Raw genomic sequence first — 22,785 nt, forward strand, 5'->3', positions numbered from 1 at the left:
CCCGGCTCTACTCGATCACAACGAGCGGCATGCCATATTCGACCGGTTGCGCGTCTTCGAACAGGATCGCCGTCACCGTGCCGGCGCGCGGCGAGGGGATCTGGTTCATCGTCTTCATCGCCTCGATGATCAGCAGCGTCTGGCCTTCCTTGACCTTCTGTCCGACCTCGATGAACGCCTTGGCGTCGGGCGACGGCGCCAGATAGGCTGTGCCGACCATCGGCGAGGCGACGGCGTTCTTCGACACGTCGGGCGCCGCCGGCACGGCGGCTGCCGCGGGCTGCGCGGCTGCCGGCGCGTGGGCCGGCTGCGCTGCGGCGACAGCATGGACGGCCGGCGCCTGCCGCGAGACGCGCACCTTCAGATCGCCCAGCTCGACCTCGATCTCGGTCAGGTTGGTGTCGTTCAGTATGCCCGCCAGATCGCGGATCAGCTGCTGGTCAACACCGTTCTTCTTTATCGACATTTTCGAGCCTTCTGTTTGTTGGCCGGTCATAGGCGTGCAGCCAGCGCCTGCAGCGCCAGCGTGTAGCCGAGCGGCCCGAACCCGCAGATCATGCCGACGGCGACCGGCGCGACCATGGAGACGTGGCGGAATGGTTCCCGCGCATGGATGTTGGAAAGATGCACCTCAGCTACCGGCAGCGGCGCGACGGCGCGGATGGCATCGTGAATGGCGATCGAGGTATGGCCGTAGGCGCCCGGATTGATGACGATTGCGGCGGCCTTGTCGGCGGCCTCCTGGATCCAGTCGACGAGGTCGCCCTCATGGTTCGACTGGCGGAAATCGATCTCCAGCCCAAGTGCGGCACCTGCCTGCTTGCAGTCGTCGGCGATCGCGGCAAGCGTCTTGCCGCCATAGATACCAGGCTCGCGCTTGCCGAGCGCGTTGAGATTGGGGCCGTTCAGGACGAAAACCGTTTTCAAAAAATGCCGACCTTTCCCGGCGCGGCTAAGCCGGCGCGCCGGACCCTCTATAATGGGCATAGACGCTGGCGAAAAGAGCGCAAGTGCGTTCTTTCGCCGTCCACAACAGCCGGAAAACGGCCCGCGCCGGAAACCCGCAGCCCCAATCGAAACCCGAACGCTAATCAGAGCGCCGCCTTCGCCGCCTCGATCTTTTCGGCCAGCACTTCCTGGCCAAGCGCGCCGAACACAACCTCGTTGCCGACCACGTAGGACGGCGTTCCGGTGATGGCGAGCTTGGTGGCGAGATCATAGGTCTTAGAGAAGGCCTCGGTGATGCTCGGGTCCTTCATCTTTTCGCGCAGCGTCGTCTCGTCGGCGCCGAGCGACAGCGCCACCTTGATTGCCGCCGCCTCGGTGGCGCGCCCCTGGCCGCCGAGCAGCGCATTATGGAATTCGCCGTATTTCTCGGGCTTCAGCAAGTGGAAGGCCATCGAGACGACGCTCGCCTTCTGCGAATCCGGGCCGAGGATCGGGAATTCCTTGAGCACGAAGCGCAGGTCCGGATCGGCCTTGGTCAGCGCGCGCATGTCGTCGATGGCGCGTTTGCAGTAGCCGCAATTATAATCATAGAATTCGACGATAGTGACCTTGCCGTTGGGATTGCCGACAACGCCGTCAAAGGAGGAATTGAAGATCTGGTCCTTGGCGTCTTTGATGACGCCGAGACTGGCGACGCGCTGTTCTTCCTTCTGCTTGGCCTCGAGTGCCTGCTGTGCTTCCAGAAGCACTTCCGGGTTCTTCAGGAGATAGTCGCGGACGATGCCTTCGACTTCGGTGCGGTCGAGCTTGGTACCCGAGGACGCCGTCTGGGCAAGCTGCGCCGTGCCGGCCTTCGCCGTCTGCGGATTGCCGGCGACGAAGCCGAACGCCAGCATGGCGAGAGCCGCTGCCACTCCGGTAGTGCCCAGCAGAATTGCCTTGGTCATGATCCTCGATCCTCTTGCCCGTGTTCCGGTCCGCTCGCTTTGGCTGTGTCGCAGCCTGCGTCCGAAAGGTTCACTTCTTCTTACCTAATGGTGCGTAGTTTATAATGTCCTGCGCGCGAAGCCAGCCCGGCTCGCCCCGCTTCATGCTCTGCTGCGCCCGCATGGCGAAGATCTTCGCATTCTTGTAGTCGCCGGAATAGAAATGCCCTTCGGCGGTTGCAAGCTCGGCGGCCGGGATGCTGCCGAGTTCCCCGTAAGCCTGTGCCAGATAGCGGTATCCGTCGGCGTTTTCGCGATCCCGTCCGAGGCCGGTGTTGATCTGCGCCACCGCCTTCTTCAGCGAATCCTCCGTGCCGATGGCCATCAGCGCCTGGCCGTAAGAGACCGGCAGCAGCCCGGATCGCGCCGGATCGAGGCTGACCGCCTTGGCATAGGCGTCGGCAGCATCCTTCGGCCGGTTCGCCTTCATCAGGATGTCGCCGCGCAATTCCTGGAAATACGGATTTTTCGGCTGTTCCTTGATCAGCGCGTTGGTCTTGGTGAGCGCCGAAGCAAGATTGCCGAAAAGATAGGTCATCTGCGCGTCGCCATAGCGCGAGGCGAGGCTGCCGGGGTTCTTGCGCATCAATCGTGACGCCGCCGCCTGGCCTTGCATGTAGGCGGCGATCTTGATGCGCATCATATCGTGGCGCTGCTGCAGTGCCGGCGGGTCGACCTTGTCGACGTAAGGGCTCTGCTTCACCAGCACTTCGAGATTGGCGATACGCTCCTGCGGCATCGGATGGCTGATGCGATAGGGATCGACTTGCGCGCCAGAGAGCGACAATGCGTTCTGGAAACGGCCGAACGTCTTCAGCATGCCCATGCCGGACTGGCCGGTAGCATTGAGATAAGCTATCGCCGAGCGGTCGGCGGTCATCTCTTCGGTGCGCTGATAGGCTAGGATACTGCGTTGCGCCATCTCGCCGCCGCCGGCCATCACGCCCATGCCGGCCCCAGCGAGGCCGCGGCTGTTGCTGGTGGCGCCGGCAACCATGGCGCCGGCGCCAAGCAGCGTCGCCAGTATTGCCATCGTCTTGGCACGCTCGAGTTGCTCCCGCAGTTTCTGCTGATGCCCGCCGGCGATATGGCCGGCCTCGTGGGCGATGACGCCGATAATCTCGTTGGGCGTTTCGGCCGTCATCAGCGCGCCGGTATTGATGAACATGCGGCGCCCGGCAACAAAGGCGTTGAAGCTCTGATCGTTGACCAGCACGATGTTGATGGCGTCGCCCGATAGACCGGCCGCCTTGAAGATCGGCCGCGCGTAGTCGCGTACCAGCGCTTCGATCTCGGCATCGCGCACCACCGGCACATTCTGCGCAAATGCATCGACCGAGCCGGCCATGGCGACCACCGCGGCAAGCGCAAGCGTCGCGAAAGCGCGCGCTGTCCTGGCGATCGTCGATTTGGGTCGGCTCAACATGGCAGGTCCACTGGTAGACGAGTGGGCGAAGGATGAAAAGTCAGCAGCCTAAACTTACCGAACTTGTGATCCCCACACCAATCGGGCATTTGTGCGGCGCGGCCAGCATGGCCGGCACGCGCGGACAAGTGTGGTGGATTGAAAAATGGTTGTTTCGCTTTCGCGCCGCGGCGCGGTCGAACCGTTCCACGCCATGGACATCCTGGCCGAGGCGAATCGGCTGAAAGCCAACGGCCTGCCGGTCGTATCCATGGCCGTCGGCCAGCCTTCCGATCCGGCGCCGGCCGGGGTTCGCGTAGCGGCGGCCAATGCCTTGAAAGCAGGCCGCATCGGCTATACCGACGCGCTGGGCCTCGCCGGTCTGCGCAAGGCGATCGCGGCGCACTATGGCGAGCATTACGGGCTTGACGTTTCGCCCGAGCGGATAGCCGTCACCACCGGATCGTCGGCTGCCTTCAACCTTGCTTTTCTGGCGATGTTCGATCCAGGCGATCGCGTCGCCATCGCCGCCCCCGGCTATCCGGCCTATCGCAACATCATGGCCGCGCTCGGCATCGACATCGCCGAGATCGAGTTGGACGGCGCCGCCTACCTCCATGCCGAGCACCTGCAAGCCGCGCATCGCGAAAAACCTCTGAAGGGCGTGCTGTTCGCCAGCCCGGCCAACCCGACCGGCGCGGTCATTCCCGCCAGCGATCTCGAGGCGCTGGTCAAGACGGCCCAAGAGCTCGGCATCGCCGTAATCTCGGACGAAATCTATCACCGGCTGGCCTATGCGGCGCCAGACACGACCGCGCTTTCTTTCGGCGCGGATGTGACGGTGATCAATTCCTTCTCGAAATATTATTGCATGACCGGCTGGCGCATCGGCTGGATGGTGCTGCCGCAGGAACTGGTGCGGCCGGTCGAGCGCATCGCCCAGAGCCTCTATATCTCGCCGCCCGAGCTGTCCCAGATTGCCGCGATCGAGGCGTTCAAGGCGACGCCAGAGCTGGAAGCGGTGAAGGCGCGCTATGCCTGGAACCGCGAGCTCCTGATGCAACGCCTGCCGGAGCTCGGCTTTGCTTTGGCCGCGCCCATGGACGGCGCGTTCTACGCCTTCTGCGACGTCACCAGGCACACCAATGACAGCATGGCGTTTGCGCGCCGGATGCTGGCCGAGGCGCATGTGGCAGCGACGCCCGGCCGCGATTTCGATCCGCTGCAGGGCCATCGCACGATGCGCTTTTCCTACGCCGGTAGCCACGACGACATGGTCGAGGCGATGGCGCGCATCGAACGCTGGCTGAAGTAGCGGGGGCGACGATGCCGGAGCTTGAACAGGCGTCTCAACTTGAACAGGCGCCCCAGCTTGAACAGGCCTTGCGCGAGGTCGCCACCGAAATGGCGGAGCGTACCGATCGCGGCGACGTCGCCAGCTATATTCCCCAGCTCGGCGAGATCGATCCGAAAAAATTCGGCATCGCCGCGGTGACCAATGACGGCCGCGTGCTGACCGCGGGTGACGCCGACGAGGCGTTTTCAATCCAGAGCATCTCAAAGGTGTTCACGCTGACGCTGGCGCTCGGCAATGTCGGCGACGCGCTGTGGCAGCGGGTTGGGCGCGAACCTTCGGGCAATCCGTTCAACTCGATCGTCCAGCTCGAGCACGAGAACGGCATTCCGCGCAATCCATTCATCAATGCCGGCGCCATCGTGGTCTCAGACATCCTGCTTGCCGGCCATCAGCCGCGCGAGGCGATCGGCGAGATCCTGCGCTTCATCCAGTTCCTGGCCGATGACGACACGATTATCGTCGACCGCGAGGTCGCGGCGTCCGAACGCGCCACCGGCTTTCGCAATTTCGCGCTCGCCAATTACATGAAATCGTTCGGCAATCTCCACCATGCGCCGGAACTGGCGCTGGGCGTTTACTTTCACCATTGCGCTATCGCCATGAGCTGCCGGCAACTGGCCCTGGCCGGCCGCTTCCTCGCCAATGGCGGCAAGAACCCGGCGACCGGGCATTCCGTCGTCTCGGCCGAGCGCGCGCGCCGCATCGGCGCGATGATGCTGACCTGCGGCCACTATGACGGCTCCGGCGACTTCGCTTTCCGCGTCGGCATTCCCGGCAAGAGCGGCGTTGGCGGCGGCATATTGGGAATCGTGCCGGGCGTCGCCTCGCTTGCCGTCTGGTCGCCTGGCCTCAATGCCAACGGCAATTCCAGGCTGGGCTCGACCGCGCTGGAAAAACTGGCGAAGATAATGAACTGGTCGATCTTCGCACCCTAGTGTCGTCGCCTGCAATTGGGGCAAAAAAAATCCCGCGCGGCCGATCGGCGACGCGGGACTTTTCTAATCAGAAAGTCTGGCTAATGCACGGAAAGGCTTAGAAAAAGCCCTTCCGCTGCCACCAGCCGGCACGCTTTGGCTTGTCCTCGGTCTTTGCTTCCTCGGTCTTTGCCTCGTCGGCGACGATCGAGGAGACGACCGGCACGACCGGAGCATCCACCGGTACGGGCTTGCGCCGCGACGGCCGGACCTTCGGCGTTTCCTCGGCAGCCGCCACTTCGGTCTCCGGCGACACCGGCGCGGGGGTCTCGCCGGAAGCCAGGGAGGCGGCCTCGGCAGCCGATGTCTCGGCGCCCGCAATCTGGGCAACTGCTTCCGCCGCAACCTTCTTCGGCTTGGCGGCGCGGCGCGGCTTCTTCGGCTTTTCGGCGCTCGGCATGTCGTCGTTCGCCGGAGCAAGCACCGCAAGCTCTTCGGCCGGCGGGGCACCTTCCTGCTCGCCGGTCACGGGCTCTGCTTCCGACACGGCACCTTCCGTCATGGCGGCTGGCTCGCCGGCGCCGGCTTCGACGCTGTCCTCGCCGTCTTCACGGCGATTGCGCTTGCCGCCGCGCTTGCCGCGCCGGCGCTTCTTGCCGTGACCGTCGTCCGCCGCTTCCGCCGCTTCGGCAACACCGGCCGGCGCTTCACGTTCCGCTTCGGCGGCTTGGACGCCGTCGACTACCAAGGCATCCTCTGTCGGCGCCGAAACGGAAGCACCTTCCACAGCAGCGCCATGTTCGCGGTCCCGGTGGTCACGATCCCCGTGTTCACGATCCCCGTGTTCACGATCCTTGCCGCCGCGCCGTCTGCGGCGCTTGCGGCGCTTGCGATCGCGACCTTCGCCGTCCTCGCCGGACCTTGGCTGCTGCGGCTGCTGGGCAGGGCGTGGCTGCTCGGCCTGCACCGGTGCCTCGTCTTCCTCCTCGAGGACGATCTCGTCCTCGGGTTCTGCCGGCTCGACATAGGCCGGGAAGGTGCGCGCCTCGACGAAGCCTTCCGGCTTTTCGGCCAGCGCACCGCGGAAGATGGCATAGTGTTGTGCACCGACCGTATCATCGGCTTCGATGGTGATGGTCACACCGAAGCGGTGCTCGAATTCCACCAGCGTGCCGCGCTTGTGATTGAGCACATAGAGTGCGGTCGCTGCCGGCGTCCGCACCGTGATGTGGCTGCGCGAATCCTTGAGCAGGAATTCCTCGATTGCCCGTACCACCATCAGCGCGACCGACGAATCGGAGCGCACATGGCCGGTGCCGCCGCAATGCGGGCAAGGCTTCATCGTCGATTCCAGCACGCTGGCACGGATGCGCTGGCGCGACATCTCCATCAGGCCGAAATGCGAGATGCGGCCGACCTGGATGCGGGCACGATCGTTCTTCAGGTGATCCTTCAGCCGCTTCTCGACGGAGCGGTTGTTGCGGTTCTCCTCCATGTCGATGAAGTCGATGACGATGAGGCCGGCGAGATCGCGCAGCCTCAATTGCCGCGCGACTTCCTCGGCAGCTTCCAGATTGGTGTGAAGTGCGGTGTCCTCGATCGAGTGCTCCTTGGTGGAACGGCCCGAATTGACGTCGATGGCGACCAGCGCTTCCGTCTGGTTGATGATGATGTAGCCGCCGCTCTTCAGCGTCACCTGCGGCTGCAGCATGCGGTCGAGCTGCGCTTCGATGCCGTTGCGCACAAAGATCGGCGTCGTGTCGCGGAACGGCTGAACCACCTTGGCGTGGCTCGGCATCAGCATGCGCATGAAGTCCTTGGCCTCGCGGTAGCCTTCTTCGCCGGAAACCAGGATCTCGTCGATATCCTTGTTGTAAAGGTCGCGCACCGAACGCTTGATCAGGCTGCCTTCCTCGTAAACCAGGGCAGGGGCCGTGGATTGCAGCGTCAGATTGCGGACGTTTTCCCAAAGCCGCATCAAATATTCGTAGTCGCGCTTGATCTCTGCCTTGGTGCGGCTTTCGCCGGCCGTACGCAGGATGACACCCATGCCCTGCGGCACTTCGAGATCGGCGACCACTTCCTTCAGCCGCTTGCGGTCCTGCGCATTGGTGATCTTGCGCGAAATGCCGCCGCCGCGCGCCGTGTTCGGCATCAGCACCGAATAGCGGCCGGCCAGCGACAGATAGGTGGTCAGCGCCGCGCCCTTGTTGCCGCGCTCTTCTTTGACGACCTGCACCAGCAGGATCTGCCGGCGCTTGATCACTTCCTGGATCTTGTACTGGCGGCGCACCGGCTTGCGGCGGTTGCGCACTTCTTCCAGCGCGTCTTCGGCGCCGACCGATTCGACCTCGTGATCGTCCGAATGCGAGGATTGCACCTCTTCCAGCATGCCGCGATCATTGTCCTCGGAGGTTGCTTCGCCGCTGGTCTCGGCCCCGCCCGCCTCGGCTTCGCTTGTCTCGACTTGCGGGACGGCTTCCGAGATTACGTCGGCATCGACGCTGGCAGCGATGGAACTGGAACCGCCTTCGGACGGCTCGGTCTCGCCGCGATCGGCGACCTCATCGCTCTGTCCGGCGGCACCCTCGCTCTGTCCAGTAACGTCGGACATGGTTTCGCCATTGTCGGTAGCGGCATCCAGCTTTTCTGCGACGGCACCTTCGCCGTTCTCGCCGTCGGACGCGCCTGCCTCGTGCCTGTGCTCGCCGCGGTCACGGCTCTTGCCGCCGCGCCGGCGTCCGCGCTTGCCACGGTCGCGGCTCTGGCGGTCCTCGCCTTCGGCGGCTTCCTCGTCCTCTTCGTCCTGGGCTTCCTGTGCTTCCGCACGCAGCAGCGCCTGACGGTCGGCGACCGGAATCTGGTAGTAGTCGGGATGTATTTCACTGAAGGCGAGGAAACCGTGACGGTTGCCGCCATATTCGACAAAGGCTGCCTGGAGGGAAGGTTCGACGCGCGTTACGCGGGCGAGATAGATATTTCCTTTGAGCTGCTTCTTGTCCTGGGATTCAAAGTCGAATTCTTCAATTCGGTTACCGCGAACGACGACAACGCGTGTTTCCTCCGGGTGGGAGGCGTCTATCAGCATTTTGTTGGGCATTATTTCGTTTCCTCCCGGCAGCCGTCGGCCGCAGCTTGCGGGACAATGCCCGCTGCCGTGGACCTGGAACATGAGTGCCGGACAATTGAACGTCCGCCGGCCGCTGCCTGAGCGCCATGGCGGTGCCGCCCGCAGCCATAGTGGCGCGGTTTGTTGCGGACCTTTCCATGATTGCGCTTGAAGCCATCGTCACCAGCAGAACCTTTTGAACCAAAGCCCGGGAAAAACCGGACCAGCTTGTTTGCTCATACAGAGCCGGCACGGGACAATCCCGGCCGTTTTGCTCACGCAGGCGATTCCCCCGCCACGGGAGCACGCCTGCGAAAATCGTCGCGATCACCGATGCCTTCTTCGCCTGAAGCGAAAGGAGCCGTCTTGCGTCTGACCTGTAGCAGGAAGCTGCGGAGGAGGACGGTTCCAGGATTGCAGTGATCCACCATCGCTTTTATGATTTGGCGGGTTGGAAGGCAACCCCGATTCCCGATGCCGGCAAAAAGCCGTTCCGCAGCGGAAGCACAGGTCCCAAGCCTTCCATGAAAAGGCTTGGTTAACCTTCTCTGGATACCAATCGTTAATCGAGTTCGCGGCCTGCCGGCACTTTGACAAGCAACAGGGCCCTTCGACAAGCGGTCGGGCATGACGCCAAAACGGGAGCGACTGGTAGAAAGATGGGACTGGCAAGCTTCGCAGACAAGGGCCGTCATCATGGAGGCTGGTTCTTCCGCACCGCCTGCCTGCTGTCGCTGATCCTGGCTTGCCTGGTCTTTTCGCCGCTTTCGCGTGCTGCCGACGCACCGCTTGCTGCCACAAGCTACAAGATGGCCGGCGATGCCACCAAGATGCGCATCGTCATCAATTTCGACCGCGAGCCCGACATCAAATGGTTCCTGCTGCGCGGCCCCGATCGCCTGGTCATCGATCTGCCGGCCACGAGATTCGCCCTCAATGCCAAGGACGTAAAGCCGCGCGGGCTTGTCCGCGCCGTGCGTTACGGCGAGCTCGGCGAGGGGAAATCGCGGCTGATTCTCACCGGCAAGGGACCGTTCGCCGTCGACAATCTCGACGTGCTCAAGAACGGTGACGGCAACGGCTACCGCATCGCCATCGACATGTCGGCAGCGTCGCAGCGAGAATTCGACGCAGCGCTCGCCAATCAGGCGCTGACGACCGGCTCGACGGTCTCCGCCGACAAGGCCGGCAGGGTCGGTACCGGGCCGGTCTCCAATCCGGGCCATCGTTTCACCGTCGTCGTCGATCCCGGCCATGGCGGCATCGACGGCGGTGCCGAGGGCCTGAACGGTACGGTCGAAAAGAACGTGACGCTCGCCTTTGCCATGGAACTGCGCGACAAGCTCGCCGCCAGCGGCAAATACGACGTGTTCCTGACGCGCGAAACGGACGAGTTCCTGCGGCTCGACGACCGCGTGCGCATTGCCCGCCAGCATGAGGCCGACCTGCTCATCTCGATCCATGCGGACACGATCAGCCTCAAGGGCATTCGCGGTGCAACCGTCTACACCGTGTCCGACAAGGCTTCCGATCCCGAGGCGCAGGCGCTTGCCGACCGTGAAAATCTTTCCGACCAGTTCGCCGGCATGGAGATCAAGGACGACAGCAAGGAAGTGACCGATATCCTGATCGACCTGATCCGCCGCGAGACGCATAATTTTTCGATGAGCTTCGCCCATACTCTCGTCGGCCAGCTTTCCACCAGCGTCGGTCTGATCAACAACCCGCAGCGTTCTGCCGGCTTCAAGGTGCTGAAGGCGCCGGACGTTCCATCCGTGCTGGTCGAACTCGGCTATCTGTCGAACGCCAAGGACGAAGCGCAGTTGCTCAGCGCCGATTGGCGCAACAAGGCGACCCAGAGCATAACCAATGCCGTTGCCCTGTTTGCTTCGGCCAGAAGCGGAACGGGGGCCGGAGGCTGAAATGCCCACCGGCGCCCACAACCTGAAGCAGCGTTGCACGGCGACAACACCCTGTGCTTTTATTTCCGGCATTCGAAACCGAAATCCCGCGCCGCCGTATTTTGCCCACATGGTCGCGACATGGATTTTGCGATTACGGTTTGGGATCGTCCCGAAAGCTTGCGTGAAGGGCGGCTTCGTTTAGGAAATTCCCGAACCAAGGACTGGAGCGGGTATGATTCGTCTCATTGGCTATTTCTTCGGCATCGGCACGACGCTGGCCCTTTTGGTCGCGGCGGGCGTGGCGATCTATATCGGCCATTTGTCGAAGGACCTGCCCGATTATGAGGTGCTGGCCAAATACGAGCCGCCGGTGACGACCCGCATCCACGCGTCGGATGGCGCGCTGATGGCCGAATATGCGCGTGAGCGGCGGCTTTATCTGCCGATTCAGGCGATCCCGGATCGTGTCAAGGCGGCCTTCCTGTCGGCCGAGGACAAGAATTTTTACAATCACCCCGGCATCGACGTGACCGGCCTTGGCCGCGCCATTGTCGTCAACCTGCAGAATGTTGGCTCGGGAAAGCGCCAGGTCGGCGCCTCGACGATTACCCAGCAGGTGGCAAAAAACTTCCTGTTGTCTTCGGATCAGACCTACGAGCGTAAGATCAAGGAGATGATCCTCGCCTTCCGCATCGAGCAGGCCTATTCGAAGGATCGCATTCTCGAGCTCTATCTCAACGAGATTTTCTTCGGCTTCGGCGCCTATGGCGTCGCCGGTGCTGCACTCACCTATTTCGACAAATCGGTGAATGAGCTCACCGTGGCCGAAGCCGCCTATCTCGCCTCCCTGCCAAAGGGGCCGAACAACTACCATCCCTTCAAGCATGCCGATCGCGCCTTGGAGCGCCGCAACTGGGTCATCGACCAGATGGTCGAGAACGGCTACGTCACGCATGAAGAAGGCGAGAAGGCCAAGGCCGAGCCGCTCGGCGTCACGCCGCGCCGCACCGGCAACTATCTCTTCGCCGGGGAGTATTTCACCGAGGAAGTGCGTCGCCAGATCATCGCGCGCTATGGCGAGAATGCGCTCTACGAAGGCGGCCTTTCCGTCCGCACGACGCTCGATCCGAAGATGCAGCTGATTGCCCGCAAGGCCATGCAGAACGGTCTCATGAAGTTCGACACGTTGCGCGGCTACCGCGGGCCGGTCACGAGCATTGACATTTCCGGCGACTGGGGCGTGCCGCTGGGCAACGTCAAGCGATTGGAGGACGTGCCGGAATGGTCGCTCGCCGTCGTGCTCGACAGCTCTGCCACCGGCCTGTCCATCGGCCTGCAGCCGACGCGCCAGATCTCCGGTGAAATCGTCAAGGACCGCGTCGAAGGCACCGTCAGCAAGGAAGACATGAGCTTCGCCATGCGCCACGTCGTCGATGGCAGGACCGTCAAGGCGAAGTCGCCGGCCGACGTGCTGAAGCCGGGCGACGTGATTTTTGTGCAGAAGAACGAGGGCTCGGACAACAGCTACAGCTTGCGCCAGGTTCCCGAAGTGGAAGGCGGCCTGATCGCAATGGATCCGCATACCGGACGCGTCCTGGCCATGGTCGGCGGTTTCTCCTACGCGCAGTCGGAGTTCAACCGGGCGACGCAGGCCATGCGCCAGCCCGGATCGTCGTTCAAGCCGATCGTCTATTCGGCCGCCCTCGACAATGGCTATACGCCCGCCTCCGTGATCATGGACGGGCCGATCACCATCCAGAGCGGCAACACGACCTGGACGCCCAAGAATTACGACGGAACGGTTGCCGGCCCGGCGACCTTGCGCTCCGGCATCGAGAAATCGCGCAATCTGATGACGGTGCGGCTTGCCAACGACATGGGCATGAAGCTGGTCGTGGAGTATGCCGAGCGTTTCGGCGTCTACGACCATCTGGCGCCGTATCTGCCGATGGCGCTTGGATCAGGCGAGACGACGGTGATGCGCATGGTGTCGGCCTATTCGATCATGGCCAATGGCGGCAAGTCGATCAAGCCGTCGCTGATCGACCGCATCCAGGACCGCTACGGCAAGACCGTCTTTAGGCAGGACGAACGCGGCTGCTCGAACTGCAACGCCGCCGAGTGGCAGAACCAGCCAGAGCCGGAGCTGGTCGACAATTCCGAGCAGGTGCTCGATCCGATGACCGCCTACCAGATCACATCGATGATGGAGGGCGTCGTGCAACGCGGCACCGGCGCCACCATCAACGAGCTCGGCCGTCACATCGCCGGCAAGACCGGAACGACCAACGACGAAAAGGATGCCTGGTTCATCGGCTATACGCCGAACCTCGTTGTCGGCCTTTATATGGGCTACGATCAGCCGAAAGGCCTTGGCAAGGGCGCGACCGGCGGCGGCCTTGCCGCGCCGATCTTCAAGGATTTCATGCGCGTGGCGCTGGACGGCACGCCCAATGTCGACTTCAAGGTTCCGGAAGGCATGAAGCTGATTGCGATCAATCGCAAGACCGGCATGCGAGCCAACGCGGGCGACGCCGGAACCATCATCGAAGCCTTCAAGCCGGGTACCGGTCCCGCCGACAGCTATTGGGTGATCGGCATGGGTGCGGACGGCTCCAACGCCACCGGCGGGGCGCTGTCGCCGCAGGCCAACCAGGCCATCCAGTCGGGCGGCGGCGGGCTCTACTGATAATCGCTGCATCGGGTCGGACCGGCTTGACTATGATGGTCGAGCCGGTCCATTCCGCTTTACAGAGGCCGGTACATAAAGGGGCCGGCGCTTTACAGGAGACCGTGCCGTCCCTATGTATCGCGCCACCAAACCGCCATCCAGCAACAGGACAGAACAGCCAGCCATGCGCGCGGAAACGCAAAACATTGTCGACGAGATCAGGCAGGCAATCACCCTGCTGAGGAGGCATCTTTGACTGGGACCAAGCCATAAAGCGGCTTGAGTACCTGAACGTCCGTGCCGAGGATTCGAGCCTCTGGAACGAGCCGTTGGAAGCGCAAAAGCTGATGCGCGAGCGTCAGGGCCTCGAGGAAGGCATTGCCGCGGTCAAAGGCCTCACCCAGGCCCTGGAAGACAATATCGGCCTCATCGAGCTTGGCGAGGAAGAGGGCGACGAGGGCGTCATCGCGGAGGCCGAAGCGGCGATCCGCTCGATGCGCGGCGAGGCCAAGGCGCGCCAGATCGAAACGCTGCTGTCGGGCGAGGCTGATGCCAACGATACCTATCTGGAAATCCATGCCGGTGCCGGCGGCACCGAAAGCCAGGACTGGGCCTCGATGCTTCTGCGCATGTATACGCGCTGGGCCGAGCGCCGGCGCTTCAAGGTCGAGGTGCTTGAAGTGCATGACGGCGAAGAAGCCGGCATCAAGTCCGCCACGCTGCTGATCAAGGGCCACAACGCCTATGGCTGGCTGAAGACGGAATCGGGCGTGCATCGTCTCGTGCGGATTTCTCCCTATGACAGCAATGCGCGCCGCCACACCTCCTTCGCCAGCGTCTGGGTCTATCCCGTCATCGACGATACGATCGACATCGACGTTTCAGAATCCGACGTCCGTATCGACACCTATCGGTCGTCGGGATCGGGCGGCCAGCACGTCAACACCACCGATTCGGCGGTGCGCATAACCCATCTCGCCACCGGCATCGCGGTTGCCTGCCAGGCCGAGCGCTCCCAGCACAAGAACAAGGCCAAGGCCTGGGAAATGCTGCGCTCGCGGCTTTACGAGGAAGAGCTGAAGAAGCGCGAAGCGGTGGCGAACGCCACCGAAGCCTCGAAGAGCGATATTGGCTGGGGCCACCAAATACGGTCCTACGTGCTGCAGCCCTATCAGCTGGTGAAAGATCTGCGCACCGGCGTCGAGAGCACCAGCCCGTCGAGCGTGCTCGACGGCGACCTCGACGATTTCATGGAAGCCTCGCTGTCGCAGCGGATCGAAGGTGGCGCCGGCGAAACGGTGGCCGATATCGACTGAGGCGCCGGGCACCAATCCGGCAGGAATGTGGGTTCATCACGCGAGCGTTACGGCCATCGCGCGAGAGTGACGAGCTCTCAATTCGCACTTACCTGTCGTTCTACAACTTTGTTTTTCATCGGATTCTTCAAAATCGATTTCCGCTTTTGACGCGGATGTCTCGGGCCGCCGGTGCCAAGCCTGGAACCAGCGCGAGCCAAATCCCGTTATTGGCGATCCCGTTGCCGGGCTTGACCAGGTTTCGTCAATCAGGGCGGCAGGTTGGTTCCGACTGCAGAGGTCGGCGTCCGGTTGCGACAGCAATTGCTTGCGCCAACCAAGGAATCAGCCCAGCATTCATGCGCTGGGGAGGAAAAAAGCATTTATGGCCGGACGCGGCGTATCTGCGACCTGACGATCCGGCCACTGGGAAGACACGTTCCGGGAACGGGCAAGCGAGATGCTTGACAACCGTTGATAGGAACTGCGCTCATGCCTGCTCTCACAACCAGACCGGCCTCAGTCGCCCGCACGGCGCGCCGACTCCTGAATTCACTTGTCGCGGCAGTGGTTTTGATTGCTGCCGCCATTCCATTTGCGGCGCCTGCTCTGGCGCATGATGCCAAACCGACCGCGGCCATGCCGCAAGGCTGGAGCTATCCGTTCTCTTGCTGCTCGGGCTATGATTGCCGCGAGGTCTCTCAGACATCGATCAGCGAACGTCCGGAGGGCTATGTCATCAAAGGAACCGGGGAGGTGGTGGCCTATAGCGACAAGCGGATCAAGAATTCGCCCGACGGCGAATATCATTGGTGCTCCGTTGCCGGTGCCAATGACGGAAAGACCATCTGCCTGTTCGTGCCGCCATCGTCCTATTAGCGCATGACGCCCAAAGCTTGCCGACGGGGTGACCCGAGGGTGTGCGGCGGCGTTGGCTCGATGAGCCTTCGATCGGCACTCCAGCACTGTTAACCTGTGCATCGCAGGCTCACAGGCCTGCTGACTGGCAGTTGTCAGGAGCGTTTCTTTATGCTGCCTTTGCCGTACGGGGCGGCGGCATTGTGAGGGACCAATTCATGACCATCAAGGCAAGCTGCCACTGCAAGGCGACGACGTTCGAGGTTTCGCAAGCGCCGCAGACGGTGACGCGATGCACCTGTTCCTTCTGTTCGAAACGCGGTTCGTTGTGGGCCTATTACACCCCATCGCAATTCAGACTCACCAGCCCGCCGGAGAATGTTTCGTTCTACCAGTGGGGATCGAAAACCATAAAACACGGTTTTTGCGCCACCTGCGGCTGTGGCACCTTCACCGAGACGCCGGACTGGTCGACAGGCGAGCCGAATTTCGACAATCCCAAGATCAGCGTGAACTCGCGGCTGTTCGACGATTTCGATCTCGACACGGTCGAAGTGGTGGTCATCGACGGCAAGAATCTCTGGTAGCCGGTCGAATTGCGGTGGTCGCACGAGCCGCCGCAGGCGTGTGGAATTGGGCCGGGAAAAGCCGCGGCAACGGCTTTTGCTGGTCCGCTTTTCGCCGCATTTCATGTTACAAGTCGCTGGAAGGGCTGATGCGGTGCGCCGTTGCGCGGCCGTGGAATGGAGAGGGACCACCATATGAAAAAGATTGTGCTCGCCGTCGTGGCGACGGCTGTGCTCGTGAGCGCATGCACCACCGATCCCTACACCGGGGAACAGAAGGTTTCCAACACCGCTGCCGGCGCCGGTCTCGGTGCTTTGGCGGGTGCCGGGCTCGGCATGCTAGCCGGCGGTAACGACCGCCGCAACGCGCTGATCGGCGCGGGCATCGGCGCGCTTGCCGGCGGTGCCATCGGTGCCACCATGGACCAGAACGAGGCCGAACTGCGCCGACAGCTTCAGGGCACCGGCGTCAGCGTCACACGCACCGGCGACCAGATCATCCTCAATATGCCGTCCGACATTACCTTCAACGTCGACCAGGACGCGGTGAAGGCCGGTTTCTATCCGGTGCTGAATTCAGTGGCCCTTGTGCTGAAAAAGTTCCGCCAGACCACGGTCGACGTGTTCGGCCACACCGACTCGACCGGCAGCGACGAGCACAATTTCGACCTGTCGCAGCGCCGTGCTTTGGCGGTCGCCAACTATCTGTCCGGACAGGGCGTCGATTCCCGCCGCTTCGCCGTCACCGGCTTCGGCAAGACGCGTCCGATCGCCTCCAACGCGACCGCTGCCGGCCGGGCTCAGAACCGCCGCGTCGAGATCCAACTGTCGCCGCTTACCTGAGGCAAGCGCACAAACCTAGAGCGGCCTCGCAAGGGGCCGCTCTAATGGCTATGCCGGCCCTATGGCCGCCGGCACCCTTCATTCGTGATGTCAGGACCGGGCCGGTTGATCGACAATCGCGGCAACGATCCGGCGCACGATCGGAAGCACAATCAGCAGACTGGGAAACGCGACAAGCCATGAAGCGCCCCATGCATAGCTCCAGGCCGCTATAAACCCGTTCGTCCAGCCTGCGCCGATTGCCGTCGAAACCGCCGAGACAATCGACGACATCAGAATCGAAAGAACCAACGGCATCACCACCGCGCCGTAGGAGGGCGGCAGCTTTCTCAATTTGAAGGCTTGGTCCGGTGATGCTTGCATCGAAGTCTCCTAATCAGAAAATATGCGTAGGCGTTATTGTGAGGACGATCAGGCGGCATATGCCGTCTGCAGCGCCAATTCTCGAATGAAGCTTCGCAGCGAACGCGGCTCGCGGCCAAGCACGGCACGCAACGTCAGGCTGTTCCCGCCGAGGCCGTATTTGGCGTAGTAGCTGTGTACTTTGGCCAGCATCTGCAACTGCCGGTCGGTATAGGGAAGGCGGGCCTTCGCCGCCCAGTCCTGAAATGTCGGCTCGCCCGCCGAAACCGGCCGGCCAAGCTCTTCGCTCATCATGGCGACGACTTCTTCGCGGCTGTGCATACCGTCGGCGCACAGCTCGAGGGTCGCATAGGACAAACGCGCTTCGGTCAGTGCGATCGCTGCCACTTCAGCGACATCGCGGTAGTCGACGCGGGCGAGCTTCGCCGTCTTTGGAAACGGCTCGGCGAAAACGCCATGCTCGACGACAGAGGGCCAGGCCGCCGCGATATTCTGCATGAAATTGGCCGGGTGCAGAACGGTGTATTCCATGTTCGTCGAATAGAGGGCAGCTTCGACGGGTACCTTGCTTGCATGGTTTTCCAGCCTCGTGTTGGTGGGCTGGATCACCGACGAAAAAACGAATTTCCGAACGCCTGCTCGCGCCGCCGCCTCAACCATGGCAACCCCCATGGCGGCTTCGTCGGGAGCAAAGGCCGGTCCGATGTGAAAGACACCGTCGACACCTTTCACGGCCTGCTCAAGGCTCTGATGGTTGCGCAGATCTCCGATCGCGATCTCGGATGCGCCGGCTTTCCGGGCTTTTTCGGCACTCGCGGCGTCACGAACAAGCGCCCGAATCCTGGCATTGCGGCCGACGAGTTCAGGCACCACCAAACCGGCAACGCGGCCTGCGGCGCCTACGACCAGGACGGTTGGACTGGGTGTTCGCATGACGATCTCCTTCGCTCGGGTCTGCCTTTCGGCCTGTGCAGGAACATAAAATCTAGCGAACTGCGTTACAATTGATCGAGTTTGCGATAGTTTCTCCCGATTTTCGGGAGAAACTAGCGATGAGCCGGATAGATGATTTCGAAGCCTTCATTGCCATTGTCGAGCATGGCAGCCTGACGGCTGCCGCACGCCGGCTGAACCGCTCGCTGCAGTCGGTCAGTCGGTCCCTGGCGACATTGGAGGAATCAATCGGCGTCGAGCTTCTGCACAGGACGACACGCCGCTCGACGCCGAGCGAAGCCGGAGCGGCCTTTTTCCAGCGCATCAAACCCGCCGTCGAGGAAATTAACGAAGCCAGGCTTCAGGCGGCCAATCGACGGTCGGAGCCATCGGGCATCCTGCGTGTGAGTGCCCCTGTTCTGTTCGGCCCGGACTTCCTCGTGCCGGTTATCGCCGACTACATGCGGACATATCCCCGGGTCGAGGTTGACCTCAAGCTTTCCGATGAATTTGTAGATCTCGATGCCGAGGGTCTCGATCTGGCGGTAAGAATCGGCAATTTGCCGGATTCCAATTTACGTGCGAAGCGCCTGGGCGCGCTGCGGCGCGTGGTGTTCGGCGCACCTGCCTACTTCCAGCAACACGGCCGACCGGCCCATCCGCTCGAATTGCGTGAGCATGAATGCATCGTACGAACCGTCGAGGGCCGCGCAGGCGAATGGATGTTTCAGATTGAAGGCAAGCCCCGGCCAGTGAAGGTCGCGGGCACCTTCCGGTCAAATTTGATGATATCGATCTATGCAGCCGCGATTCACGGATTGGGATTGGGCTACTCGCCGCTTTGGCAGGTAAAACACTTGGTGGACGACGGCCGCCTGGAACTGGCTCTGACCGAATTCGAGCCAGTGCCGGTGCCGATACACGCCGTGTGGCCGGAAGGCAGATCATCCTCGGCCAAAGTCCGCGCTTTTCTGGACCTGTTGGCATCCCGCCTGGAACTCAGGGATCTTTAGCTACATAGCGAGCCTAGCGGCATACGGATTGCCGGCAGCACCAAATCGACCGCCTCGCAGCAACGCCACAAGATTACCGAGAGCAGTACTTCTCAAAAGAGGGTGCTTCGTCGGCGGGGCCGCGCGCGAGCCGTGTCAGACCTTGGCGACGATCCGCATGAAGGCCGGCATGTCGTCGCCGAAGCCGACGGTCGCGTCATTGTCTTCCTGGCGCTGGCGGGCAGGGCGCTCGCGCTGCGGCCTGGTGTCGCCCCGTTCCGGCGCGCGCCGTTCGTTGCGATCGGGCGAAGCCTTGCGTTCAGGTGAAGCCTGGCGCTCGCTGTTTTCCGAGCGGATCGCCTCTTTGCGGGTACGCCGCTCGTCGATGTCGGCGACTGCGGCTTCGGCCACGACCGGCTGTTCCTCGCTAACCGCTCCCGGCTCTGCTTCTTCGCTGCGCTTGGCGTGGCGTTCACGCGGCTTGCGCTCGCCCCTGTCCTTGGCGTCGTCCTTGCGCCCGGCGCGGCGTGGCGCACCACGGCCACGGCGCGGGGCCTCGTCCTCGCCGCCCTCGCTGGCGACGACTGTCGACAGGTCGCCGTCATGCCACTCGATCTTGGTGCCGATCAGCCGTTCGATGGCGTCGATGTATTTGGTGTCCGATTTGGTCGCGATGGTGAAGGATTTGCCCGAGCGTCCGGCGCGGCCGGTGCGGCCGATGCGGTGGACATAATCCTCGGCGTGGATCGGCACGTCGTAGTTGAAGACATGGCTGACGTCGGGAATGTCGAGGCCGCGCGCCGCGACGTCCGAAGCGACGAGGTAGCGCAGCTTGCCGTCACGGAAATTGGCCAGCATCTGCATGCGCGCGCGCTGGTCCATGTCGCCGTGCAGAGCGCCGGCGTCGAAATCATATTTCAGTAGTGAGCGGAACAGCTCCGACACTTCGATCTTGCGGTTGCAGAAGATAATGGCGTTCTTCAGCTCGGCATCCTCGGCCTTCATCAGATTGCGCAGCGTCTCGCGCTTGTCCCAGGGTTTTGGCCCGGATTTCACCAGCCGCTGGGTGATGTTGGTGGCGGCCGACGCTGCCTTCGACACTTCGACGCGCACCGGCGCGTGCAGGAATTTCTCGGTGAGCTTGGTGATTTCCGGTGGCATCGTCGCCGAGAAGAACAGCGTTTGCCTGGTGAACGGGATCATTTCGCAGATGCGCTCGATATCGGGGATAAAGCCCATGTCGAGCATGCGGTCGGCCTCGTCGATGACGAGGATCTCGACGCCGTTGAGCAGGAGCTTGCCGCGTTCGCGATGGTCGAGCAGGCGGCCTGGCGTCGCGATCAGCACGTCGGCGCCGCGCTCGAGCTTCTTGTCCTGCTCGTCGAAGGACACGCCGCCGATCAGCAGCGCGATGTTGAGCTTGTGGTTCTTGCCGTATTTGACGAAGTTTTCCTCGACCTGCGCGGCGAGCTCGCGCGTCGGCTCGAGGATCAGCGTGCGCGGCATGCGGGCGCGGGCGCGGCCCTTTTCCAGCCGGGTGAGCATCGGCAGGACAAAGGACGCCGTCTTGCCGGTGCCGGTCTGGGCAATGCCTAGCACGTCCTTGCCGAGCAAGGCGTGCGGGATAGCACCAGCCTGGATCGGCGTCGGCTCGGTGTAGCCGGCATCGGTAACTGCGGAAAGGACCTTCGGCGACAGGCCGAGGTCTGCGAAGGTCAACGCTTCTTGAGCGATCTGGGTGTCTGAGGACAAGTTTGGCGGTCTTTGGCTGGTTCGGGGGCGCAACGTAAGCAGTCGCGGCAAGCGCCGCGCGCCTGCAAGATTGGTATTGCAGGTAGGCGCAAGCCCACGATTTGTCAACACAAACGGGCGGCATTGGCACGATTGTGAAGTCGTAACCTTAATCGCGATGGTTACCGCATCGCCGATGCCGACTTTCCAGGAAGGCAACAGTTTTTTCCGCACCAGCGCAAGTGTTGCGGATCAGCAACGCCTTGCTGCATTCATCCCGATTGCACGGCAAAATTGCATTTAGGATTTGAGTTGGAGCAGAAACCTTGACACGAATGATTCATCCATTTTTCTTAGTCGAGGGGCCACATCATGAAAAAAATTCTTCTCTCTGCCGCATTTGTGGCACTTGCCTTGATGCCGGCGATGGCGGCCGACGTCGTGGAGTTGCCGGTTGCGTCAACATACAACTGGACGGGCTTTTATTTAGGCGCGCATGTCGGCGGCGGCAAAAGCAAGGTGGACTGGGAATATAGCCTTAACGGGGCGACGGCTGATCACGATGGCAGCGGTGCTCTAGGCGGCGTTCAGGCCGGCTACAATTTCCAGAGCGGAAATATAGTCTATGGTATCGAGGCGGATATCGCGGCCGCCAAGATCGATGGGGACACATCTTGCCCAAACCCAGCCTACACTTGCGAGTCCGATGTAAAGATGCTCGGTTCGTTGCGGGGTCGAATTGGCTACACGATGGACAGGCTGCTGATTTACGGTACCGGTGGTCTCGGCTATGGAACCATAGAGATTGGCACCAGTGGTCCCGTCGGGACGAACGATACCACGAAGACCAAAGCAGGCTGGACGCTGGGTGCGGGCCTGGAATATGCCTTTAATGATCACTGGTCGCTCAAGGGCGAATACAAGTATTTCGATCTAGGCAAGGGCGATTATACGGTCGACGGCGGCGAGAATGTCGAGGCAAAGGTCCGGATACACACCGGAGTTGTCGGCCTGAACTACAAGTTCTAATCGTAAGGATCGGTTGCGGCGAGACTTTGTGTTGCACTGGACCCGGCCTCGTGCCGGGTTTTACTTTTGTCGTTTAATACCTGAACTGTTCGGCGAGAATGCGCTCGTTCCACGAATGGTTGGGATCGAACAGCAGCGTCGCCGTTGCCGTCGGCGATTCCCTTACCGTGACCGTCGTCACCGCCTTGACCTCGGTGTGGTCGGCGGCGGCGTTCACCGGCCGCTTTTCCGGCTCCAGAATGTCGAAACGCACACTCGCCTTGTTGGAGAGCAGCGCGCCGCGCCAGCGGCGCGGACGAAACGGGCTGACCGGAGTCAGCGCCAGCAGCGGAGCGTCGAGCGGCAGGATCGGCCCGTGCGCGGACAGATTGTATGCGGTCGAGCCGGCCGGCGTCGCAATCATCACGCCGTCGCAGTGCAATTCCTCCAGCCGCTCTTGCCCATCCACGGTGATGCGGATCTTGGCGGTCTGGTAGGACTGGCGCCAAAGCGCGACCTCGTTGATCGCCAGCGCCGAAATCGTCTCGCCCTCCGCCGTAACTGCCTGCATCTCCAGCGGGCGGATCGTTTCGGCAATGGCCGCCGCGATGCGCCCGGTCAAGCCGCTGGCGCGGTATTCGTTCATCAGGAAACCGATGGTGCCACGGTTCATGCCGTAGACCTTCTTTCCCGTGCTCATCGTCTCACGCAGGGTCTGCAGCAGAAAGCCGTCGCCGCCGAGCGCCACGACGATCCCGGCTTCTTCGACGGATGCCTGGCCGTAACGCGCAGAAAGGCTTTCCAGCGCCGCATTGGCGTCGGCTGTACCGGATGAGACGAAGGCGAAACGGTTGGCGGTTTTGCTCATGGCTCTCAACGACAACCGATTGGCGACGACCGTT

At 62.4% G+C, this 22,785-nt stretch carries 19 protein-coding genes; 10 read left to right on the forward strand and 9 right to left on the reverse strand.

Annotated elements, in window-relative coordinates:
- Window positions 1-7 precede the first annotated feature (7 nt).
- The 4 genes from accB to NKH42_RS23795 form a co-directional block, all read right to left on the reverse strand.
- Window positions 8-466, reverse strand: a complete 459-nt coding sequence (gene accB / locus NKH42_RS23780) for an acetyl-CoA carboxylase biotin carboxyl carrier protein (protein ID WP_352477448.1) — start codon at window positions 464-466, stop codon at window positions 8-10.
- 26 nt (window positions 467-492) lie between these two features.
- Complete coding sequence (aroQ, locus tag NKH42_RS23785) at window positions 493-927, reverse strand: type II 3-dehydroquinate dehydratase (protein ID WP_031211260.1); 435 nt, start codon at window positions 925-927, stop codon at window positions 493-495.
- Window positions 928-1,091: 164 nt separating this feature from the next.
- Window positions 1,092-1,895, reverse strand: a complete 804-nt coding sequence (locus NKH42_RS23790; protein WP_352705055.1) for a DsbA family protein — start codon at window positions 1,893-1,895, stop codon at window positions 1,092-1,094.
- Between the two features lie 70 nt (window positions 1,896-1,965).
- A complete protein-coding gene (locus NKH42_RS23795; protein ID WP_352739738.1) occupies window positions 1,966-3,360 on the reverse strand; it encodes a M48 family metalloprotease in 1,395 nt (464 codons plus the stop codon).
- A gap of 145 nt (window positions 3,361-3,505) precedes the next feature.
- On the opposite strand from NKH42_RS23795, the gene NKH42_RS23800 reads away from it, so the two are divergent.
- Together NKH42_RS23800 and NKH42_RS23805 are read left to right on the forward strand one after the other, a co-directional pair.
- The gene (locus NKH42_RS23800) at window positions 3,506-4,654 is read left to right on the forward strand and encodes a pyridoxal phosphate-dependent aminotransferase (protein ID WP_352739740.1); all 1,149 of its coding nucleotides are present in this window, start codon (window positions 3,506-3,508) and stop codon (window positions 4,652-4,654) included.
- A gap of 11 nt (window positions 4,655-4,665) precedes the next feature.
- Window positions 4,666-5,631: a glutaminase gene (locus NKH42_RS23805; protein WP_352739742.1), complete on the forward strand. Its 966-nt coding sequence runs from the start codon at window positions 4,666-4,668 to the stop codon at window positions 5,629-5,631.
- A 97-nt stretch (window positions 5,632-5,728) separates the two neighbouring features.
- Here the strand turns inward: NKH42_RS23805 and NKH42_RS23810 are convergent, their stop codons facing one another.
- Window positions 5,729-8,710 (reverse strand): Rne/Rng family ribonuclease, encoded by a 2,982-nt coding sequence (locus NKH42_RS23810; protein ID WP_352752616.1) that lies wholly within the window; start codon window positions 8,708-8,710, stop codon window positions 5,729-5,731.
- 668 nt (window positions 8,711-9,378) lie between these two features.
- Here NKH42_RS23810 and NKH42_RS23815 point away from each other — a divergent pair.
- The 6 genes from NKH42_RS23815 to NKH42_RS23840 all read left to right on the forward strand — a co-directional run bounded on the left by NKH42_RS23815 (window position 9,379) and on the right by NKH42_RS23840 (window position 16,856).
- Window positions 9,379-10,641 (forward strand): N-acetylmuramoyl-L-alanine amidase, encoded by a 1,263-nt coding sequence (locus tag NKH42_RS23815; RefSeq protein ID WP_352508563.1) that lies wholly within the window; start codon window positions 9,379-9,381, stop codon window positions 10,639-10,641.
- A 214-nt stretch (window positions 10,642-10,855) separates the two neighbouring features.
- A complete protein-coding gene (locus tag NKH42_RS23820; protein ID WP_352508562.1) occupies window positions 10,856-13,312 on the forward strand; it encodes a penicillin-binding protein 1A in 2,457 nt (818 codons plus the stop codon).
- Between the two features lie 166 nt (window positions 13,313-13,478).
- Window positions 13,479-14,610, forward strand: a protein-coding gene (gene prfB, locus NKH42_RS23825; RefSeq protein WP_352752614.1) for a peptide chain release factor 2 whose coding sequence is annotated in 2 segments (ribosomal slippage) — window positions 13,479-13,544 and window positions 13,546-14,610 — 1,131 coding nt in all. Because the reading frame shifts where the segments join, the coding sequence is not laid out codon by codon here.
- Window positions 14,611-15,081: 471 nt separating this feature from the next.
- Window positions 15,082-15,468, forward strand: a complete 387-nt coding sequence (locus tag NKH42_RS23830) for a hypothetical protein (protein WP_352508561.1) — start codon at window positions 15,082-15,084, stop codon at window positions 15,466-15,468.
- A 197-nt stretch (window positions 15,469-15,665) separates the two neighbouring features.
- Window positions 15,666-16,034 (forward strand): GFA family protein, encoded by a 369-nt coding sequence (locus NKH42_RS23835; RefSeq protein ID WP_352739745.1) that lies wholly within the window; start codon window positions 15,666-15,668, stop codon window positions 16,032-16,034.
- 174 nt (window positions 16,035-16,208) lie between these two features.
- A complete protein-coding gene (locus NKH42_RS23840) occupies window positions 16,209-16,856 on the forward strand; it encodes a YiaD family glycine zipper/OmpA-like lipoprotein (RefSeq protein ID WP_254817106.1) in 648 nt (215 codons plus the stop codon).
- Window positions 16,857-16,946: 90 nt separating this feature from the next.
- Here the strand turns inward: NKH42_RS23840 and NKH42_RS23845 are convergent, their stop codons facing one another.
- Both NKH42_RS23845 and NKH42_RS23850 read right to left on the reverse strand, forming a co-directional pair.
- The gene (locus tag NKH42_RS23845) at window positions 16,947-17,219 is read right to left on the reverse strand and encodes a DUF2798 domain-containing protein (protein ID WP_254817107.1); all 273 of its coding nucleotides are present in this window, start codon (window positions 17,217-17,219) and stop codon (window positions 16,947-16,949) included.
- A 48-nt stretch (window positions 17,220-17,267) separates the two neighbouring features.
- The gene (locus tag NKH42_RS23850; protein WP_352752612.1) at window positions 17,268-18,152 is read right to left on the reverse strand and encodes an NmrA/HSCARG family protein; all 885 of its coding nucleotides are present in this window, start codon (window positions 18,150-18,152) and stop codon (window positions 17,268-17,270) included.
- Between the two features lie 71 nt (window positions 18,153-18,223).
- Here NKH42_RS23850 and NKH42_RS23855 point away from each other — a divergent pair, with 71 nt between their 5' ends.
- Window positions 18,224-19,165, forward strand: coding sequence for a LysR family transcriptional regulator (locus NKH42_RS23855; protein ID WP_352755996.1), 942 nt, complete (start codon window positions 18,224-18,226; stop codon window positions 19,163-19,165).
- A gap of 135 nt (window positions 19,166-19,300) precedes the next feature.
- On the opposite strand, the gene NKH42_RS23860 is transcribed toward NKH42_RS23855, so the two are convergent.
- On the reverse strand, window positions 19,301-20,896 hold the full coding sequence (locus NKH42_RS23860) for a DEAD/DEAH box helicase (protein ID WP_352752608.1): 1,596 nt from the start codon (window positions 20,894-20,896) through the stop codon (window positions 19,301-19,303).
- Between the two features lie 351 nt (window positions 20,897-21,247).
- Here NKH42_RS23860 and NKH42_RS23865 point away from each other — a divergent pair, with 351 nt between their 5' ends.
- Window positions 21,248-21,904 carry an outer membrane protein gene (locus NKH42_RS23865; RefSeq protein ID WP_352477471.1) on the forward strand — a complete coding sequence of 219 codons (657 nt, stop codon included), beginning with the start codon at window positions 21,248-21,250 and terminating at the stop codon, window positions 21,902-21,904.
- Between the two features lie 73 nt (window positions 21,905-21,977).
- On the opposite strand, the gene NKH42_RS23870 is transcribed toward NKH42_RS23865, so the two are convergent.
- The gene (locus NKH42_RS23870; protein WP_352508554.1) at window positions 21,978-22,751 is read right to left on the reverse strand and encodes an NAD kinase; all 774 of its coding nucleotides are present in this window, start codon (window positions 22,749-22,751) and stop codon (window positions 21,978-21,980) included.
- Between the last annotated feature and the right edge of the window lie 34 nt (window positions 22,752-22,785).

The sequence above is a fragment of the Mesorhizobium sp. M1142 genome, from assembly GCF_040318565.1.
In the GTDB taxonomy this organism is placed as follows: Bacteria; Pseudomonadota; Alphaproteobacteria; order Rhizobiales; family Rhizobiaceae; genus Mesorhizobium.

Excerpts from the sequence above, each read along its gene's own strand:
- accB (WP_352477448.1), bottom strand. The coding sequence starts at position 466 with ATGTCGATAAAGAAGAACGGTGTTGACCAGCAGCTGATCCGCGATCTG.
- NKH42_RS23790 (WP_352705055.1), bottom strand. The coding sequence starts at position 1,895 with ATGACCAAGGCAATTCTGCTGGGCACTACCGGAGTGGCAGCGGCTCTC.
- NKH42_RS23795 (WP_352739738.1), bottom strand. The coding sequence starts at position 3,360 with ATGTTGAGCCGACCCAAATCGACGATCGCCAGGACAGCGCGCGCTTTC.
- NKH42_RS23800 (WP_352739740.1), top strand. The coding sequence starts at position 3,506 with ATGGTTGTTTCGCTTTCGCGCCGCGGCGCGGTCGAACCGTTCCACGCC.
- NKH42_RS23805 (WP_352739742.1), top strand. The coding sequence starts at position 4,666 with ATGCCGGAGCTTGAACAGGCGTCTCAACTTGAACAGGCGCCCCAGCTT.
- NKH42_RS23810 (WP_352752616.1), bottom strand. The coding sequence starts at position 8,710 with ATGCCCAACAAAATGCTGATAGACGCCTCCCACCCGGAGGAAACACGC.
- NKH42_RS23815 (WP_352508563.1), top strand. The coding sequence starts at position 9,379 with ATGGGACTGGCAAGCTTCGCAGACAAGGGCCGTCATCATGGAGGCTGG.
- NKH42_RS23820 (WP_352508562.1), top strand. The coding sequence starts at position 10,856 with ATGATTCGTCTCATTGGCTATTTCTTCGGCATCGGCACGACGCTGGCC.
- NKH42_RS23830 (WP_352508561.1), top strand. The coding sequence starts at position 15,082 with ATGCCTGCTCTCACAACCAGACCGGCCTCAGTCGCCCGCACGGCGCGC.
- NKH42_RS23835 (WP_352739745.1), top strand. The coding sequence starts at position 15,666 with ATGACCATCAAGGCAAGCTGCCACTGCAAGGCGACGACGTTCGAGGTT.
- NKH42_RS23840 (WP_254817106.1), top strand. The coding sequence starts at position 16,209 with ATGAAAAAGATTGTGCTCGCCGTCGTGGCGACGGCTGTGCTCGTGAGC.
- NKH42_RS23845 (WP_254817107.1), bottom strand. The coding sequence starts at position 17,219 with ATGCAAGCATCACCGGACCAAGCCTTCAAATTGAGAAAGCTGCCGCCC.
- NKH42_RS23850 (WP_352752612.1), bottom strand. The coding sequence starts at position 18,152 with ATGCGAACACCCAGTCCAACCGTCCTGGTCGTAGGCGCCGCAGGCCGC.
- NKH42_RS23865 (WP_352477471.1), top strand. The coding sequence starts at position 21,248 with ATGAAAAAAATTCTTCTCTCTGCCGCATTTGTGGCACTTGCCTTGATG.
- NKH42_RS23870 (WP_352508554.1), bottom strand. The coding sequence starts at position 22,751 with ATGAGCAAAACCGCCAACCGTTTCGCCTTCGTCTCATCCGGTACAGCC.